At 62.4% G+C, this 16,655-nt stretch carries 15 protein-coding genes and 1 pseudogene; 12 read left to right on the forward strand and 4 right to left on the reverse strand.

All coding sequences use genetic code 11. The features are described 5' to 3' along the window. Positions 1–52: 52 nt before the first annotated feature. The 5 genes from V6M90_RS02215 (at position 53) to V6M90_RS02235 (ending at position 5,443) form a co-directional block, all read left to right on the forward strand. Positions 53–943 carry a LysR substrate-binding domain-containing protein gene (locus tag V6M90_RS02215; RefSeq protein WP_003173255.1) on the forward strand — a complete coding sequence of 297 codons (891 nt, stop codon included), beginning with the start codon at positions 53–55 and terminating at the stop codon, positions 941–943. Between the two features lie 17 nt (positions 944–960). Next, entirely contained in the window at positions 961–2,340 is a 1,380-nt protein-coding gene (thrC, locus tag V6M90_RS02220) for a threonine synthase (protein WP_332846007.1), read from the forward strand. 22 nt (positions 2,341–2,362) lie between these two features. After that, positions 2,363–2,800, forward strand: a complete 438-nt coding sequence (locus V6M90_RS02225) for an Lrp/AsnC family transcriptional regulator (protein WP_003173253.1) — start codon at positions 2,363–2,365, stop codon at positions 2,798–2,800. Positions 2,801–2,975: 175 nt separating this feature from the next. Further along, on the forward strand, positions 2,976–4,034 hold the full coding sequence (locus tag V6M90_RS02230) for a homoserine dehydrogenase (RefSeq protein ID WP_003173252.1): 1,059 nt from the start codon (positions 2,976–2,978) through the stop codon (positions 4,032–4,034). Next, positions 4,031–5,443 (forward strand): aldehyde dehydrogenase family protein, encoded by a 1,413-nt coding sequence (locus V6M90_RS02235; protein ID WP_332846008.1) that lies wholly within the window; start codon positions 4,031–4,033, stop codon positions 5,441–5,443. The genes V6M90_RS02230 and V6M90_RS02235 overlap by 4 nt, the downstream gene beginning before the upstream one ends. A 7-nt stretch (positions 5,444–5,450) precedes the next feature. On the opposite strand, the pseudogene V6M90_RS02240 reads toward V6M90_RS02235, so the two are convergent. Continuing rightward, a pseudogene (locus V6M90_RS02240) lies at positions 5,451–5,630 on the reverse strand (IS110 family transposase); the annotation flags it as partial. A 131-nt stretch (positions 5,631–5,761) separates the two neighbouring features. Between V6M90_RS02240 and V6M90_RS02245 the strand changes: the two are divergent. The 7 genes from V6M90_RS02245 (at position 5,762) to V6M90_RS02275 (ending at position 12,988) form a co-directional block, all read left to right on the forward strand. Then, a complete protein-coding gene (locus V6M90_RS02245; RefSeq protein WP_003173237.1) occupies positions 5,762–6,613 on the forward strand; it encodes a MurR/RpiR family transcriptional regulator in 852 nt (283 codons plus the stop codon). Positions 6,614–6,656: 43 nt separating this feature from the next. Continuing rightward, positions 6,657–7,214 (forward strand): D-alanyl-D-alanine dipeptidase, encoded by a 558-nt coding sequence (gene ddpX / locus V6M90_RS02250; RefSeq protein ID WP_141064170.1) that lies wholly within the window; start codon positions 6,657–6,659, stop codon positions 7,212–7,214. A gap of 153 nt (positions 7,215–7,367) precedes the next feature. After that, the gene (locus V6M90_RS02255) at positions 7,368–8,924 is read left to right on the forward strand and encodes an ABC transporter substrate-binding protein (protein WP_332846009.1); all 1,557 of its coding nucleotides are present in this window, start codon (positions 7,368–7,370) and stop codon (positions 8,922–8,924) included. A 104-nt stretch (positions 8,925–9,028) separates the two neighbouring features. Continuing rightward, on the forward strand, positions 9,029–10,045 hold the full coding sequence (locus tag V6M90_RS02260) for an ABC transporter permease (protein WP_141064169.1): 1,017 nt from the start codon (positions 9,029–9,031) through the stop codon (positions 10,043–10,045). A gap of 47 nt (positions 10,046–10,092) precedes the next feature. Then, entirely contained in the window at positions 10,093–10,947 is an 855-nt protein-coding gene (ddpC, locus tag V6M90_RS02265) for a D,D-dipeptide ABC transporter permease (RefSeq protein WP_370694849.1), read from the forward strand. A gap of 2 nt (positions 10,948–10,949) precedes the next feature. Continuing rightward, positions 10,950–11,984, forward strand: a complete 1,035-nt coding sequence (locus V6M90_RS02270) for an ABC transporter ATP-binding protein (protein WP_332846010.1) — start codon at positions 10,950–10,952, stop codon at positions 11,982–11,984. After that, the gene (locus V6M90_RS02275; protein ID WP_332846011.1) at positions 11,981–12,988 is read left to right on the forward strand and encodes an oligopeptide/dipeptide ABC transporter ATP-binding protein; all 1,008 of its coding nucleotides are present in this window, start codon (positions 11,981–11,983) and stop codon (positions 12,986–12,988) included. The genes V6M90_RS02270 and V6M90_RS02275 overlap by 4 nt, the downstream gene beginning before the upstream one ends. On the opposite strand, the gene V6M90_RS02280 is transcribed toward V6M90_RS02275, so the two are convergent. The 3 genes from V6M90_RS02280 to V6M90_RS02290 are packed head-to-tail and all read right to left on the reverse strand — an operon-like array spanning position 12,985 to position 16,628. Then, positions 12,985–14,436, reverse strand: coding sequence for an amidase (locus tag V6M90_RS02280; RefSeq protein WP_332846012.1), 1,452 nt, complete (start codon positions 14,434–14,436; stop codon positions 12,985–12,987). The genes V6M90_RS02275 and V6M90_RS02280 overlap by 4 nt on opposite strands. A 16-nt stretch (positions 14,437–14,452) precedes the next feature. After that, on the reverse strand, positions 14,453–15,685 hold the full coding sequence (locus tag V6M90_RS02285) for an MFS transporter (protein ID WP_332846013.1): 1,233 nt from the start codon (positions 15,683–15,685) through the stop codon (positions 14,453–14,455). A 10-nt stretch (positions 15,686–15,695) separates the two neighbouring features. Beyond that, a complete protein-coding gene (locus V6M90_RS02290) occupies positions 15,696–16,628 on the reverse strand; it encodes a SphA family protein (protein WP_003173228.1) in 933 nt (310 codons plus the stop codon). Positions 16,629–16,655 lie beyond the last annotated feature (27 nt).

Raw genomic sequence — 16,655 nt, forward strand, 5'->3', positions numbered from 1 at the left:
GTTCGACGGCGTGGGTCAGCGTGCTCAGTGCAGCGTCAATGAGGTCCAGACCATGAAGCAAAAGCCGCTCCCCCCCTTGAACTGGCTGCGAGCCTTCGAGGTGTCCGCTCGCTGCCTGAACTTCACCCACGCCGCTGACGAACTGTGTCTGACCCAAGGCGCGGTCAGTCAACAGATCCGCCAACTGGAAAGCCATCTGGGGGTGGCCCTGTTCAAACGCCTGCCCCGGGGCCTGGGCTTGACCGAAGAGGGCCAGGCCTATCTGCCGGTGGTGCAGGACGCGATCACACGACTGGCGGTGGGCACCAGCGAGATTTTTGGCCAACACAAACGCCGGCCGATCAAGGTGCGCGGCAGCCTGGCTTTTTTCGTGCACTGGCTGGCACCCAAGCTGGTGGACTTCCGTCAGCGGCACCCGCACGTCGATATCCGCTACATCAGCAATATCTGGGTCAAGGAGCTGGATGGCGAAGACGATATGGAGATTCGCTGGGGCCACGGCCAATGGCCCGGCCTGGTGTCCCAGCGCCTGACCTGGGACACGTTGTTTCCGGTCTGTTCGCCGACCCTGATGGCGCACGCCCCCCTGAACACGGCAAACGACATCGCCCAGCACACGCTGCTGCATGTGCTGGGTTACGAGGAGGGCTGGGGATACTGGTTGAAGATGGTCGGCGCCGACGCGGTCGACTCATCACGCGGCCTGCAGTTCGATACGTTGATCTCGACGTTGCGCATGGCGCAACTGGGGCAAGGCATTGCACTGGCCCGCTCCTCTATGGTCGACGAAATGCTCCAGGACGGATGCCTGGTTGAACCATTCGACCAGCGCATAGAGGCCAGCGAGTCGTTTTACCTGGTACGCGGTTCTGGCGCCGACGAGCATCCCGACGCCGTGATGTTTTCCACCTGGCTGGTCGAGCAGGCACACCGTTACAAATAACCGGCCGGAGCCGAACCATGCGCTACATAAGTACCCGAAATGCGGCCGTGCAGGCCGACTTCGAAAAGGTCGTGTTGTCCGGCATCGCCGACGACGGCGGGTTGTTCGTCCCTCTCGATCTGCCGTTGTTCGCGCCCCATGACATCGCTAACTGGTCAACCTTGCCCTACGACGAACTGGCTTATCGGATCATCCGGCCGTTCGTGGGGGCGACGATTGCCGAAACAGACCTCAAGCGCCTGCTCAAAGCCGCCAGCAGCCGGTTCCAGCACCGTGCCGTAGCGCCTTTGCATCAGGTCGACCGCAACGAATGGGTGCTGGAACTGTTCCACGGCCCTACCCGCTCCTCGAAGGATTTCGCCGCGCAGTTGCAGGCGCAGTTCGTGCAGCACTTTCTGCACCAGCGGCGTCGACGCGCGGTAGTGCTCGGCGCCACCAACGGCGACACCGGCCTGGCGGCCATTGAAGCGTTCAAAGACTGTGCCGAGGCCCACGTGGTGGTGCTCTATCCCGAGCGCGGCGTGCCCCCGCATCAGTTGCAGGCGCTGTTGGCGGTGGCGCAGCCCAATATGCATCTGTTCGCTGTCGACGGTAGCTTCGACGAGTGCCAGAGCATTGTGAGCGGGCTGTTCAAACAATGGCCGTGCGCACCGTACGCGGCGATCAGCTTCAACTCCAGCAACTGGGTCAACGTGCTGGCCCAATTGGTGGTGTATTTCCACGCGGTCCTGCAACTGGGCGGCGGCCAGCGGCCGATCGGTTTCAGTGTGCCGGCGGCGAGTTTCGCTGAAGTCTATGCCGGTTACATCGCACAGAAGATGGGCTTGCCCATCACCCAGCTGATCGTGGCCACCAATACCAACGACGCCCTGCACCAGCTGTTCCTGAAGAACCATTATTCCAGGCTGCGCGCCAACACCACCTTGTCACCGGCCATGGACCTGTCGACGTTCTCCAATCTGGAGCGTTTTCTCTGGGAGGTTTACGAACACGACGCCGGGGCGGTGAGCGCGTTGATGGCCGGGCTGGAGGCCAGCGGCGAGATGAGCATCGCCAATGAATGCTGGTTGCAGGCGCGGATGATCATTGACTCCTACGCGGTCAGCGATGCTGAAACCCTGAATGAGATGACCGAGTTGTACCGTGACACCGGCTACATCGTCGATCCTCACACCGCCACCGGCGTGCTTGCCGCCCGCCTGTACCGTCGCAGCCTGGTGGCGCCGATGGTCACGCTGGGGGAAATCTCGCCGGTCAAATCGGCGGCGCTGCTCGACACGTTGGGGATCAGTGTGCCGCGCCAGGCTTGCCGGGACACCGCGCCCGGCGGACCGCCGCATAAGCGGATCAGGCCCGACGATATTGCCCCGCTCCTTCAACAGCTCGACGCGCTGTGAGGGCGCGGTCACTGGAGGCTCAATGAAGCGCATTCTGGACCCTCTCGATGAACGCATCATCGCCGAGCTGCGGCTCAACGCCCGCGCCGCCCACGCGGAGCTGGCGGCCAAGGTCAACCTGTCGCGCAACGCCGTGCGCCAGCGCATCGAACGCTTGGAACGTGACGGCGCCATACTGGGCTATACCGTCCTGACGGGCGACGGAGGACAAGCCGCCGCGCAGATCAATGCGGTGATTTTCGTCTATCGCTATGACCGTATGCGCGGAGAGGATGTATTGCAGGCGCTGCGTGCAATCCCCGAAGTCATCCAGTGCGACGTCATGAGCGGTGAGTTCGACCTGATGCTGCGTGTCGGCGCAACGAACCCGCAGCGGGTGCATCAGGTGTGGAGTCAGATTTCGGCGCTGGCAGGCGTTGAAAACACGGTGACGTCTTTCGTCTTGACGTCCGTCGTCTGAGCCCTTCGCCGCCGCTAAAAGAGCCAGCCTTCGCTGGCTTTTTTTATGCCGGGCGGGCACGCCGGCCCTTGGTCAAAATGCCCATAAAATAGAGCAAATAGGCATATTTCACTGCCCTGATTGGCCGCCTAATCTAGAGCCCAACCACTCCTCACCCAGATCAGGGGCAATAAAAATGACTGAATACAAACTGGCGCTGGTCGGCTTCGGCGGTGTCAACCGGGCCTTGGCGCAACTGATCGCCGAGCGCAATGAGCGCTGGAAAACCGAACTGGGTTTTAGCCTGAAAATCGTCGGCGTCACCGACCTGTTCCTCGGCTCGGTGATCGATCGCCAAGGGCTGGATGCCGCCTTATTGGCGACTCTGCCCATGACCAAAGGCGCTCTGGCGCAACTGCCGGGGGGCGACGCGGCAGCCCTCAATGAAGCCGTGATCAAAGACTCCGGCGCCGACATGATTGCCGAAGCCACGTTCACCAACCCGGTGGACGGTGAGCCGGCGACCTCGTTCTGTCGCTGGGCGCTGGAAAACGGCAAGCACGTCGTCACCACCAACAAAGGGCCGATCGCCCTGCACGGCGCAGCCTTGAAAGCCCTGGCCCAGCGCAACCACGTGGGCTTCGAATACGAAGGTGCGGTGATGAGTGGCACACCGGTCATACGCCTGGCCAGGCAGTTGCTGGCCGGCAGCACCATCAGCGGTTTCGAGGGCATTCTCAACGGCACATCCAACTTCGTCCTCACCCGCATGGAGAGCGGCCTGGGTTTTGCCGAGGCGGTCAAGCAGGCGCAGGCGCTGGGGTATGCCGAAGCCGATCCGACGGCGGATGTCGAAGGTCATGACGTACGGCTCAAGGTGGTGATCCTGGCCAACGAACTGCTCGATGCAAGAATCAATGTCAGCGATGTGCGCTGCAAGGGTATCAGCGCCCTCACCCGCGGCGACATCGACCAGGCTCGCCAGAACAATGCCCGCTGGAAACTGATCGGCGCCGCCACGCGCCAGGCCGATGGCTCGGTCAGCGCCAGCGTCGAGCCGCGCCTGTTGAGCAACGATCATCCGTTGGCCAGCATCGGCGGCGCCACCAATGCGGTGTCGTTCACCACCGGCCTGATCGGCACAGTGACGGTTTCGGGGCCCGGCGCCGGACGCACGGAAACAGCCTTCGCGCTGCTGTCGGACATCATCAGCCTCCATCAATCCGCCGCACAGCACCGGGAAGCAAACCAATGAACGTCTCGCACCTGGCCCGCAGTGTCGTGGCACCGCAGATCCAAGTCTTCAACCCTTTTGACAGTACGCCGGTCGGCACCGTCGCGGATGTGTGTGCGTCGCAGGTTCCGCACCTGCTGGAACAGGCACGCGACGGCGTCCGCGCTTGCGCTGCGTTGCCACGTTACCGCAGGGCGCAGATCCTCGAACGGACGGCCTTGCACGTCGAGCGCGACGCCCGCGCGTTCGCCCGGCTGATCGTCGACGAAGCCGGCAAGACCCTCAAGCAGGCCGAAAAGGAGGTCAAGCGGTGTATCAACACCCTCAAGTTGTCGGCCGAAGAAGCTAAGCGCAATGCTGGAGAAGTGATTCCATTCGATGCGTATGAAGGCTCGGAGTCGCGCCAGGGCTGGTTCTCCCGCGAGCCTCTCGGTTTGATCGTCGCGATCACGCCCTACAACGACCCTTTGAACCTCGTGGCCCATAAGCTCGGCCCGGCGATTGCCGGCGGCAACGCGGTGATTCTCAAACCGTCCGAACTGGCGCCGTTGTCGGCGATAAAACTGGTGGCGTACCTGGTCGAGGCCGGATTGCCCGAATCGGTGGTCACGGTTGCCACCGGCGGTGCCGAGCTGGGCAAGGCCCTGGTGGCGGCGCGGGAAGTACGCATGATTTCCTTTACCGGCGGGTTTGTCACCGGTGAGCAGATTGCCCGCACCGCGGGCTTGAAGAAACTGGCGATGGACCTGGGCGGCAATGCGCCGGTGATCGTCATGGCGGACTGCGACCTTGAGGCCACTGTGGCGAGCTGCGTATCGGGCGCGTTCTGGGCGGCGGGGCAAAACTGCATCGGCACTCAGCGGCTATTGGTGCATGCCTCGATTTATGCGGCGTTCCGTGCGCGATTCGTCAGCCAGACCGAGGCGCTGACGGTCGGGAACCCGATGCTCGCCACGACCGATATCGGCCCGATGATCACCCAGCAAGCGGCACAGAATGCCGAGCGTGTGGTAGCCGACGCACTGGCACGGGGCGCCACGTTGCTTTGCGGGCATCAGCGCCAGGGCGCCTGCTACACCGCCACGGTGCTGGAAAACGTCGATCACGCCAGCCCGCTCTGGCGCAATGAGGTATTCGCGCCGGTGGTGGTGTTGCAGCCGTTTGAGTCGTTCGATGAGGCCATCGCGCTGGCCAACGAGCCCGACTACAGCCTGCACGCCGGGATCTTCACCCGCGACTTGGCGACGGCTTTGAGCGCCGCACGCAGGATCGAAGCCGCAGGCGTGATGATCAATGACTCTTCGGACTATCGCTTCGATGCGATGCCATTCGGCGGTTCCAAATACGGCAGCCTGGGCCGTGAGGGCGTGCGCTTCGCCTACGAGGAAATGACGCAACCCAAAGTGGTGTGTTTGAACACGCTCGGTTGAGCGAGGCAAATTGTGATCCGCCACAGGACTCCATGGCGACTTTGCAGGGCGGTATTTGGGCAAGCAATGGCAGCAATTGGCTACGATTGAGCTTCTTGCGCAGTACCTGATGGCCTTGTGCGTCTTGGCCGTGCAAGTGAACGCTGTTCTTGCCAATGTCGATGCCTAGAATGGTTACGCTGTTCACCGCCCGCGCAAAGTCGTTGAAAAACCTGAGGACAGCGAAATTTCGCCGTGTTATATTGATAACACAGACGCCTTAAATGATCTTTCGATAACATTTTTGGCCGGACTTTTTGCTGCCGCTGCGGATTTCACATGGAAAAAACAGGCTTCCTTGACATGCTGGACAGCCGGTTCGCCGACCTCACGCCGACCGGTAAACGGATTGCCGGCTACCTGCTGGCCAACCCGCAGAAACTACCATTCGAGACCGCGGACAGCATTGCGCAGCAGACGGATACAACCGGCATATCGGTCGGCCGATTCTTGCGCTCGCTGGGTTATCGCAACATTGACGATGTGAAAAAAAGCCTGCGTGACGATGACGACAGCGCCTGGGTCATCACTGACAGGCTGGGGGCGTTTCGTGAGGAAAAGGTCCATGGCGATACGCTTGAGCGATCAATGAAACGTGAAGTCGAAGCCATCCAGCGCGTGTATGGGCTGGCGCGTGGGGCCACGTTCTCGCGGATCGTCGACCGGCTGTGCGCCGCCGATGCGGTGTTTATCGTCGGCATCCAATCAACGCGCGGCATTCTGAATGCCTTCTTCAGCCACCTGGAGTACATCAGGCCCAAGGTCTATTACGTGGACGGTCTGTCCGGCACCTATGCGGAGTCCTTGAATTCTCAATTCGAAAATCCCTATGCGGTCATCGCGGATTTTCGTATGTATTCGGCCGTGGCGCGAACCTTCTGCGATGTCGCCCACCAACAGCACCTGCCGCTGGCATTCATTACCGACTTTCAGTGCCCCTGGGCGCGTGATTACCCGCATGACCTGCTCCAACTGGACTCGGATGTGGGGCAGTTCTGGGATTCACTGGCGCCGCTTTCCTGCCTGCTCAACCTGATCGTTTCCGCGGTGGCGGAGCAATTGGGCGACAACCTGGATGAACGCCTGGCCAAAAACCGTGAGCTGCAACAACTGTTCGGTCAATTTGATTAATGCGCAGCGGCGCGCCATTCAACGTCTGTACTGGAGCCTTGATGTGACTAACACCCCCCTCATCGAAATCGATGCCCAGGCGTTGAAAATCGAGATCGATCTGGTGTACGCCAGGGCCGACAACCTCGCCGGCAAACAGATCTATCAGGACTCACGCTGCCTGTTGCACCCCGATGCGCACGCCTGCTTGCGCAAGGCCTGCCAACTGGCCCACCAAGCGGGCTTGAGCTTGCGCATTCTCGACGCCTACCGGCCGCCGTACGCTCAATACCTGTTGTGGGCCGCACTGCCCGACTCCGAATACGTTCGCGACCCTGCCCTGGGCTCGCATCACAGTCGCGGCGTGGCTGTCGATCTCACGCTGATCGACGCGAACGGCAAGGCATTGGACATGGGCACGGCGTTTGACGACATGCGCGAAAAGTCGCACCAGTTCCACGTTGATCTCCCCCCCCAGGTGCAGCAGAACCGCCTGATTCTGTTAGGCATCATGCTCGCGTCAGGCTTCACCTACATAGACAGCGAGTGGTGGCATTACGAGTTACCCGATGCGCAGGAGTACCCACTGATTGACGACCCGTCAATCGCCCCCGCCCCTTGATCCAATGACCGTGACACCCGACCGGGGCCTCTATAAATCCCGGCGTAGAACAACAGCAACACTGGGATGCCCTGATGCAGCCCATTTACTGCCCGGTATAGCACCAATAAAAAACCTGAAAAATTCCATACATCGAACGATAAAGGAACCGGCATGAAATCAATCGTTGAACCTCGTCATCTGGCGATGGCTGTTTTCTTCACCGCCATGGGCCTCGGCTCATTTCAAGCGGCCAGTGCAGCCGTACCCCAGGACACCTTGATGATCGGCAAACCGTCCGATCCTCAAACGCTCGACCCGGCGGTGACCATCGACAATAACGATTGGGCCATTACCTACCCGGCTTATCAGCGCCTGGTGACGTACAAGGTCGAGGACGGTAAGGGCAGCACCGAAGTGCACGGTGAGCTCGCCGCCAGTTGGTCGACCTCGCCGGACAACCTCACCTGGGAATTCAAGCTCAAGCCCGGCAACAAGTTCGATGATGGCACCGAGGTGAATGCCGAGGCGGTCAAGTTTTCCTTTGATCGCGTGATGAAACTCAAACAAGGACCTTCGGGCGCTTTCCCCGAGGATATGGACGTCACGACGGTCGACCCGATGACGGTGCGCTTTAGCCTCAAAGCGCCCTATGCCCCGTTTCTGTCGACGCTGGCGCACAACGGCGCCGCCATCGTAAACCCGGCCGTAGCCAAGAAGCCTGAAGGGGCCGAGACCTATCTGTCGACGCATACGGCCGGCTCTGGGGCGTTCAAACTGGTCAACTGGCAGAAAGGCCAGGCCTTGACCATGGAACAGAACAGTTACTACGCCGGCCCCAAGCCGACCCTGAACAAAGTGGTCGTCAAGATCATCGGCGAGGCCTCGGTACGCCGCCTGCAACTGGAACATGGCGACCTGGACATCATCGAAGACATGCCTGAGGACCAACTCCAGGCCCTGGCGAAAAAACCCGGGATTGTGATCGGTGACTACCCGTCGCTGCGGGTGACAATGCTCTACCTCAACACGCAGAAAGCGCCGCTGAACAACGCGGATGCGCGTCGTGCAATCATCGAGTCGGTGGACTACAACGGCATTATCCAAGGCATCCTGGGCGGCAAGGCAAAGCCGTTGAACGGCCCGATTCCCCAAGGCATGTGGGCGTATGACGAAACGCTGCCGGCGCTCAAGCAGGACCTGAGCAAAGCCAAGGCCGACATGGCCAAGGTCTCGCCAAAAGTGAGCAACCTGACCTTCATGTATTCCGATAAAGACCCGAACTGGGAACCCATCGGCTTGACCCTGCAAGCCGGCCTGCAATCGATCGGCGTCAACCTGAAGATGGAAAAACTGGCCAACGCCAGCATGCGCGAACGCTTGGGCACGGGGGATTTCGACGTCGCCATCGGCTCATGGAGCCCGGACTTTGCCGACCCCTACATGTTCATGAATTTCTTTTTCGACTCCAAGCTCAAGGGCCTGGCGGGTAACCGTTCCCTGTACGACAACCCGGCAGTCGACAAACTGATTCGTGAATCGGCCATCACCAACGACCAGGCCAAGCGTGTCGAGCTGTATCAACAGGCGCAGAAAATCGTGCTCAATGACAGCGTCTACGCCTATCTCTATCAGAAAGCCTACACCTTGCCGATGAGCGACAAGATCAAGGGGTACGTGTTCAACCCGATGCTTGAGCAAGTCTTCAACATCGGCACGATCACCAAGTAAGGCACTTCGGCCAGCAGCAGCGGTGCCGCGCACGCGGGCCCGCTGCAACGCCATGCCCGCGAGCCGCCTTGCCCTGCCCCTTTGTAGAGTGACCGAGGTGCCCTATGGCCTTCTTGAATACAGTGCGAAAACGTCTCGGCGGCCTCCTCCTGGTGGTGTTCGGGGTTTCGCTGATCACCTTTTCGATTTCCCATCTGATCCCCGGCGATCCGGCGCGCCTGATCGCGGGTGACCGCGCCACGGATGCGATTGTCGAGCATATTCGGCATCAATTGGGCCTGGATCTGCCGCTGTACCAGCAATACGGGCGCTACATGCTCGACCTGTTTCATGGCGACCTGGGCACCTCGATCCGAACCAGCCGCCCGGTGCTTGAAGACTTGCAAGCGTTCTTCCCGGCGACCCTGGAGCTGGCCTTCGCCGCGCTGACATTATCGATCCTGGTGGGCGTGCCCCTCGGTGTATTGTCGGCGGTCTACCACAATCGCCTTATCGACCAGATCGCCAGGACACTGGCGGTAACCGGCATTTCCACCCCCGCCTTCTGGCTGGGGCTGGGGTTGATCGTGGTGTTCTACGGCCATCTGAACTGGCTGCCCGGCAGCGGACGACTCGATGAAGGCTTGACCCCACCGCCAACCTATACGGGTTTCTACCTGATCGATTCAGTGATTGCCGGCGACATGGCGCTGTTTGGCAACGCGCTCAAGCATCTGATCCTGCCCGCAATCACACTGGGCTTCGTCAACCTGGGCGTCATCGCGCGGCAGATCCGTTCGGCGATGCTGGATCAGCTCGGCGAAGACTACATACGCACGGCACGCGCCTATGGGTTATCGAAGTGGACCGTGATTCTTCGCCATGCGCTGCCCAATGCACTGATCCCTTCCATCACGGTGCTGGGCTTGACCCTCGGCGACCTGCTGTATGGCGCGGTGCTGACTGAAACCGTGTTCGCCTGGCCGGGCATGGGCGCCTACGTGGTCAAATCGATTCAATCGCTGGATTTCCCCGCAGTCATGGGCTTCGCCATCCTGGTGTCGTTCATCTACGTACTGCTCAACATGACGATCGATCTGCTGTATCGCGTGATCGACCCGCGCATTGGCGAGGTCAACTGACAATGTCCGATTCCCTTATTGCACCGGCCGTTGCGCCCTTGCCAAAAATGAACCGCTGGCAGGACAAGCTCGCGTACCTGGCCCACCAGCTACGGCGCAGCCCGCTGACCATGGCCGGGCTGCTGATCACCCTCGCGGTGCTGCTGGTGATGCTGTTCGCACCGTGGCTCGCGCCCCATGACCCCAACGCCTTGAACCTGGCACAGCGGCTGGCGGCGCCTTCGGCGCAGCATTGGTTCGGCACCGATGAAGTCGGGCGTGACCTGTTCAGCCGGGTGCTGTACGGCAGCCAGCAATCGGTGGGCGTCGGCCTGTTCGTGGCGTTCACCTCGTGCCTGGCCGGTGGCCTGCTCGGCTGTATGTCCGGGATCATTGGCGGACGCTTCGACGGCCTGGTGATGCGCGTCATGGACATCATGCTGTCGGTGCCGTCGCTGGTGCTGATCATGGCGCTGGCCGCCGCGTTGGGCCCCAGCCTGTTCAATGCGATGCTGGCGATTACCCTGGTACGAGTGCCGTTCTATGTGCGCCTGGCGCGCGGCCAGGCCCTGAGCATTCGGCAGATGGGCTACGTGAAAGCCGCCGAAACCTTCGGCGCGGGGCGCTGGCACATGGTGAGCTGGCACGTCGCCCGTAACGCCATGCCGCCTCTGCTGGTGCAACTGAGCCTGGATATCGGCAGCGCGATCCTGATGGCCTCCGCCTTGGGCTTCATCGGCCTGGGTGCGCAGCAACCGACCGCCGAATGGGGCGCCATGGTCGCCACCGGACGCAACTATATTCTTGACCAGTGGTGGTACTCCACCTTTCCAGGGGTCGCAATCTTGATCACCGCGACCGGGTTCAACTTATTGGGCGACGGCGTACGCGACCTGCTCGACCCACGCCAGCAGGGGAAATGAGCATGCCTATCCAGCCACAGGTCACTGCCCACTCACGCGAACCCGTGCTGTCCATCGACAACCTGCGGATTGAATTCCCGGCATACCGCAGTACCGTAAAAGCGCTCAACGGTGTCTCCCTGGAGGTCAAGGCCGGCGAAATTGTCGGCGTGATCGGTGAGTCGGGCTCGGGAAAATCGGTGACCGCCATGCTGAGCATGCGCTTGCTGCCGGAACGCGCCTACGCGGTCAAAAGCGGGGCGCTGCGCATTCTGGGACGAGACATGCTGGGCGCCGCGGAAAAAGACCTGCTCAAGGTGCGTGGCAAAGACGTCGCGATGATTTTTCAAGAGCCCATGACGGCGCTCAACCCGACCCGGCGGATTGGCCGGCAGATGCTCGACGTGATCATCCATCACCAGAAGCTGAGCACGTCCGAGGCCCGCGCCAAAGCCATTGCCCTGCTGCGGGACATGCACATCGCCGACCCCGAACAGGTCATGCACAGCTATCCGTTCGAACTGTCCGGCGGCATGCGTCAGCGGGTCATGATCGCCTTGGCATTTTCCTGTGATCCGCAACTGTTGATCGCCGACGAGCCGACCACCGCGCTGGATGTCACCGTGCAGCGCCAGGTCTTGCTGCTGCTGCGCGAAAAGGCTCGCCAACGGGGCACGGCGATCCTGCTGATTACCCATGACATGGCTCTGGTCTCGCAGTTTTGCGACCGGGTGTACGTGATGTACACCGGCGCGGTGGTCGAGCAAGGCATTACCGCCCAGGTGATGGCTGACCCCCGTCATCCCTACACGAAGGGGTTGCTCTGCGGCTTGCCGGAACAGGTCGAGCCGGGCCAGGACCTGATGACCATCCCCGGCCAGGTGCCCAACCTGGCCGCCTTGCCCGAAGGCTGCACGTTTCGCGACCGCTGCGCCCATGCCATGGCGCGCTGTGCCGAGCGCCCGCCGATGCAGACCGTCGATGCCGCAACCGGCCACCAAAGCGCGTGCTGGTTGGTCGAGCCGCCCTCCCCCTCATCCCTGGAGTTGCACTCATGAATGACATCGCCACGCTCGCCACCCGCCCGCCCATCCTGGGCTTGCAGGACGTCCGGGTGCACTACCCGATGGGCACTGACTGGTTGGGAAGACCCAAAGCCGTGGCACACGCGCTCAATGGCATTGACCTGCAGGTGCAGGCCGGTGAAACCCTGGGCATCGTCGGCGAGTCAGGCTGCGGCAAGAGCACCCTGGCGCAACTGTTGATGGGCTTGATCAAACCCACGTCAGGCCGGCTCGATTGGGTGTACAACATCGACAGCGAGCGCAGCAGCCACGTGCAGATCGTCTTCCAGGACCCGCAGTCCTCGCTGGACCCGCGCCTGCCGATCTGGAAAATCATCACCGAACCGCTCTACGTCCAGCGCAGCGCTCCGCGCCGCGATATGCACGACATCGCCGCCAAAGTCGCCGCGCAAGTCGGCATCAGGGCCGAGTATCTCGACCGCTACCCTCACCAGTTTTCCGGCGGGCAACGCCAACGCATCGCCATCGCGCGGGCGCTGTCGTCGAACCCGGACATCATCGTCCTGGACGAGCCGACCTCTGCGCTGGACATTTCGGTGCAGGCGCAAATCCTCAACCTGTTGAGTGAATTGCAACGCGCTCGGCAGCTGACCTATATCCTCATTTCCCACAACGTGTCGGTGGTGCGCCACATGGCGGACCGGGTGGCCGTCATGTACTTGGGACAGGTAGTGGAGTTGGGTTCTGCGGCGCAGGTGCTGGAGCATCCGCGCCATCCCTATACGCGCTTGTTGCTCGAAGCCGTTCCCCGTCTGGGAGCCCCCGTGGACGATGCGCATGTCTCGGCACCGACCGAGTTGCCCGGCAATCGCAACTTGCCCAAAGGCTGCTTTTTCCGTGATCGCTGCCCGCAGGCGACGGTTGGCTGTGAACGACCTCAAGCGTTACTGCCGGCCAGCCGCTCCAGTGGCACTGAGCAGGTCAGATGCCACCTGGCGTCAGCCGAGCAAGGGCTGCCAACCCAATCGGCCGGTTAGCGCGCGCCACAGGCATTGATCGGCGGTACCCGCCCCCGCCACGGCTGCGCCCGCTCCAACTGTGCCGCAAGCGCGAACAAGGTACTTTCCTCGCCAAAGCGCGCAGCAAAATGCGCCCCCATCGGCAGGCCGGCCGCGCTCCAGTGCAACGGTACCGACATCGCCGGTTGCCCGCTGGCATTGAACAGCGCGGTGAACGGCGAGTAGCTGTGGAAGCGCTCGATCAACTCATCCAGGCTCAAGCGGTCGTCCTGCAGGTCCAGCTCGCCGATCAGTACGGGTTCACGGGCCAGGGTGGGTGTGAGGATCAGGTCATAGTCCTGCATGAACACCGCCAGTTGACGGCCCAAGGCATGGATCCATTCCACCGCGCCGGCGTACTGAGCCCCGCTGACCTCGCCCTTGCCGCGCAGGATGATCCGGGTGCGGGTTTCAAGCTCTTCGGGCTGCACCGCAAAGCCGCGCATCTGCCCCAGTACGTCGAGGTAATGACGGGTGCTGGCGCCAATGATGGTAAACACCTGATCGAGAAACTCCGGCAGCGCCACCGGCAGCTTCACCAGCTCGACACGGTGGCCCAGGGACTCGCACAGCCTGGCCGCCGCGCGCACGGACTCGACCGCTTCACTGGACGTCGACCACGGCTCGAGGTGTTCCACCAGTGCAATCCGCAGTGGCCGTGGATCACGTTGCAGCGCCGAGACATAGGGCTGTGCCTGCATGGGCGCGGCGTACGGTGCGCCCAGGTCGATGCCCGCCGTCGCATCCAGCAACGCGGCGCTGTCGCGTACCGACAAGGTGATGGCATGGGGCGTGCCCATCCCCGCCCAGCCTTCGCCAATCATCGGGCCCGACGGCAATAACCCGCGACTTGGCTTGAGGCCGAACACCCCACAGCAGGACGCCGGCACACGCAACGAACCGCCGCCATCGTTGCCATGCGCAAACGGCACGACGCGCGCCGCCACCAGGGCCGCCGCGCCGCCGCTGGAACCGCCCGCGCTGTGGCTGGTGTTCCAGGGGTTGCGGGTGGCGCCGAAGCGGTTGGACTCGGTGGAGTACGAGGTACCGAATTCAGGCGAGGTGCTGGTGCCGACGATCACGCAACCGGCACGGCGCAAACGCGTCACCAGTTCTGCGTCGAAGTCGGCGCGCGCGCCTCCCAACGCCTGGGAACCGTTGCTCATCGCCGCGCCGTTGACCGGCGAGAACAGGTCCTTGATCAAGGTCGGCACCCCGGCAAACACCCCGTCACCGGGCCGCGCCGTGCGTGCGGCCTCACGGGCCGAATCGTACAGGCGCTCGGCCACAGCGTTGAGCTGCGGCTCGACCAGCTCGATGCGATCGATGACCGCCTCCAGCAGCTCGCCGGGTTGTATCTCGCCGCGCCGCAGCCACTCGGCCAAGCCGGTGGCGTCCTCGGTGTCCAGCAGGTTGTGGATGTCCATGTGCATGCCCTCTTGATTACAAATGACTTGAGCCGAGCGTTCGGGTGACTGCCTTGCGCCGTGCTTGCAGGCCGGCCAGCGCCCAGACCAGGGCCGAGATCACACTGGCGAACGCCAGCCACTCAATGGAGAGGCGCAGGTCGCCAGAGCGGGCACTGAGCAGTGCCACCACCAACGGACTGACGAACTGGCCGAAATACAGGCACGAGGTGAACCCGCCCAGGCCACGCCCACGGGTCCTGGCGCTCAGGGCATTCATCACCGGCGCCATCGCGTTGGGCACCAGCAGCCCGGCGCCCAGGCCGTGAATCAGCGTCGCCAGCAATACCGCGTTGTAACTTTGCGCGCGCATCAGCAGCCCCAGCCCCAGCCCCAGCAAGGTCAGCAGCAACGCATTGCAACCGGCGATACCGATGCGGCGGCGCAGCAGCGGCCAGGCCAGCGACCCGCCCAGGGTCGCCAGCAGGCTCAGACCGGCCGACAGCCCGATCATCGTGCTCGACGTCACGCCCAGGCCAACCAGCAGAATCGGGGCCTGGATCGGCACCACAAAACTCAGGACCATGCCGCTGAGAATCAGCAGGTAACCGATCACCACGGGCAGGATCGCTACCCGGCCCTCTTCAGGCGCATCGATCGGCTGCCGGACGCCCTCGGGTTCCCACAGCACCTTGATCATCACAGGCACCAGCAACAAGGGCAGCAGGTACAGCAGGAACGGCAGGCGCCAGGAGTGTTCGCCCAATGCCCCGCCTACGACAAAGAACAGCGAGCCCACGAGGCCGATGGTCACCACCTGTCGATTGATGTAGCGCATGCGTTCTTCGCCGTGCCAATAGTCGGCGATCAAGGTGGCGCAACAGGTCATCACTGCGGCTTCGGCGCAACCGAACAACAGGCGCACGCCCACGATGCTCTGCAAGTTATCGAGCACGGCCGGCAACGCCCCGAGCACGGCATACAACACGGTGGCGATCACCAGCAGCGCCTTGCGCCCTACCCGGTCGGCCAACCAGCCGGCCAGGGGTGCGCACAGCGCAATCGCCAGCGCCGGCCCGGTCACCGCCAAGGGCACCAGCAGGTCGGCACGCGGCTCCAGCGGGCCAAACGCCGCGCCCAGCTTGGGCAGGATCGGCGCGACCATCGCCGCGCCCATGATGGTCAGGCTGCTGCCCAGCATCAGCACCAGCCCTTCACGGCGGCCGGTGGCTTGACGGGGTAACGCGCTATCAGAACGTGATGGGTTCATGTCCGGCCCCTTAAAAACTTTGAGAGATACGCAGCGCCACGGTGTAACCCTCGGCCCGGTTGCGGGCGTCGGTTTCCTTGTAGGCATGCAGCCAGATGGGGGGCAGGCCGGGCTTGAAGTAACTCACCGCCGGCCCGACGGCCAATACCCGTGCGCGATTGCCCGACTGCAGCCCCGGCGCGTCGTCATCGCTGAACTGGCGGTAGTAGTAACCGCCCAGGCCCAGGGTCCACGGCCCTACATGCTGGCCCACGGCAAATTCGTGGCGGTACTCGACGCCGTTTTTGTAGTCGGTTGCAGGGTTGCGGGTGTTGACGTCGACTTCAAAGCTGGAGGACACCTCGAAGCCACTGTCGGTGATGTAAGTGGCGTTGACGATCGGCGAGAATGTCCAGTGATTGAGCCCCGGCGACACCAGGCGATTTTTGTCGTAGTCGCCGGTGGGTGCCTGGATTTGCAACTGGGTGTTGATGAACAGGTTCGGCGACAGATTCCATTGCAGGATCAGCGGCAAAAATTGCACGTCGGCCAGTCGAAATGGATCGGCTTCCAAGTGCAAGGGCCCGACCGGGGTCTGGACCTTGATGGAAGCGTCCATCTTGAAAAACGGCACCACCACCCCGTAGCCGTAGTTGGCACCCAGTACGGTGTGATCCGTCATGTGCATATAGGCGGCAGCGATGGACAACACATCCAGTGAAAAATGGTTGTCGACCGAGCGCCCGCTGCGGTCCTTCTGCACATTGGCTGAGTAGAACCCGGTTCGCAGCCCCAGAGTGCCGAAAGGCGTGGCCGGTGGCATCATCCCGGCGCCGAAGTCATACACCCCGACCGCCGTGGTCGGCGAGCCATTCTCGGTGGCCTGGGCGCCGGCGCAGCAACCGAGCAGCCCCAGGGTGAACAGCGTCATGCGTGCGGCGTTTGCATTATTGTTGTTGATCATCGAATGCCCTCCCATCAAGTGGTGTGG

This window comes from Pseudomonas lactucae, from assembly GCF_036688725.1.
Classification (GTDB): domain Bacteria; phylum Pseudomonadota; class Gammaproteobacteria; order Pseudomonadales; family Pseudomonadaceae; genus Aquipseudomonas; species Aquipseudomonas lactucae.

Excerpts from the sequence above, each read along its gene's own strand:
- V6M90_RS02215 (WP_003173255.1), top strand. The coding sequence starts at position 53 with ATGAAGCAAAAGCCGCTCCCCCCCTTGAACTGGCTGCGAGCCTTCGAG.
- thrC (WP_332846007.1), top strand. The coding sequence starts at position 961 with ATGCGCTACATAAGTACCCGAAATGCGGCCGTGCAGGCCGACTTCGAA.
- V6M90_RS02225 (WP_003173253.1), top strand. The coding sequence starts at position 2,363 with ATGAAGCGCATTCTGGACCCTCTCGATGAACGCATCATCGCCGAGCTG.
- V6M90_RS02230 (WP_003173252.1), top strand. The coding sequence starts at position 2,976 with ATGACTGAATACAAACTGGCGCTGGTCGGCTTCGGCGGTGTCAACCGG.
- V6M90_RS02235 (WP_332846008.1), top strand. The coding sequence starts at position 4,031 with ATGAACGTCTCGCACCTGGCCCGCAGTGTCGTGGCACCGCAGATCCAA.
- V6M90_RS02245 (WP_003173237.1), top strand. The coding sequence starts at position 5,762 with ATGGAAAAAACAGGCTTCCTTGACATGCTGGACAGCCGGTTCGCCGAC.
- V6M90_RS02255 (WP_332846009.1), top strand. The coding sequence starts at position 7,368 with ATGAAATCAATCGTTGAACCTCGTCATCTGGCGATGGCTGTTTTCTTC.
- V6M90_RS02260 (WP_141064169.1), top strand. The coding sequence starts at position 9,029 with ATGGCCTTCTTGAATACAGTGCGAAAACGTCTCGGCGGCCTCCTCCTG.
- ddpC (WP_370694849.1), top strand. The coding sequence starts at position 10,093 with ATGAACCGCTGGCAGGACAAGCTCGCGTACCTGGCCCACCAGCTACGG.
- V6M90_RS02270 (WP_332846010.1), top strand. The coding sequence starts at position 10,950 with ATGCCTATCCAGCCACAGGTCACTGCCCACTCACGCGAACCCGTGCTG.
- V6M90_RS02275 (WP_332846011.1), top strand. The coding sequence starts at position 11,981 with ATGAATGACATCGCCACGCTCGCCACCCGCCCGCCCATCCTGGGCTTG.
- V6M90_RS02280 (WP_332846012.1), bottom strand. The coding sequence starts at position 14,436 with ATGGACATCCACAACCTGCTGGACACCGAGGACGCCACCGGCTTGGCC.
- V6M90_RS02285 (WP_332846013.1), bottom strand. The coding sequence starts at position 15,685 with ATGAACCCATCACGTTCTGATAGCGCGTTACCCCGTCAAGCCACCGGC.
- V6M90_RS02290 (WP_003173228.1), bottom strand. The coding sequence starts at position 16,628 with ATGATCAACAACAATAATGCAAACGCCGCACGCATGACGCTGTTCACC.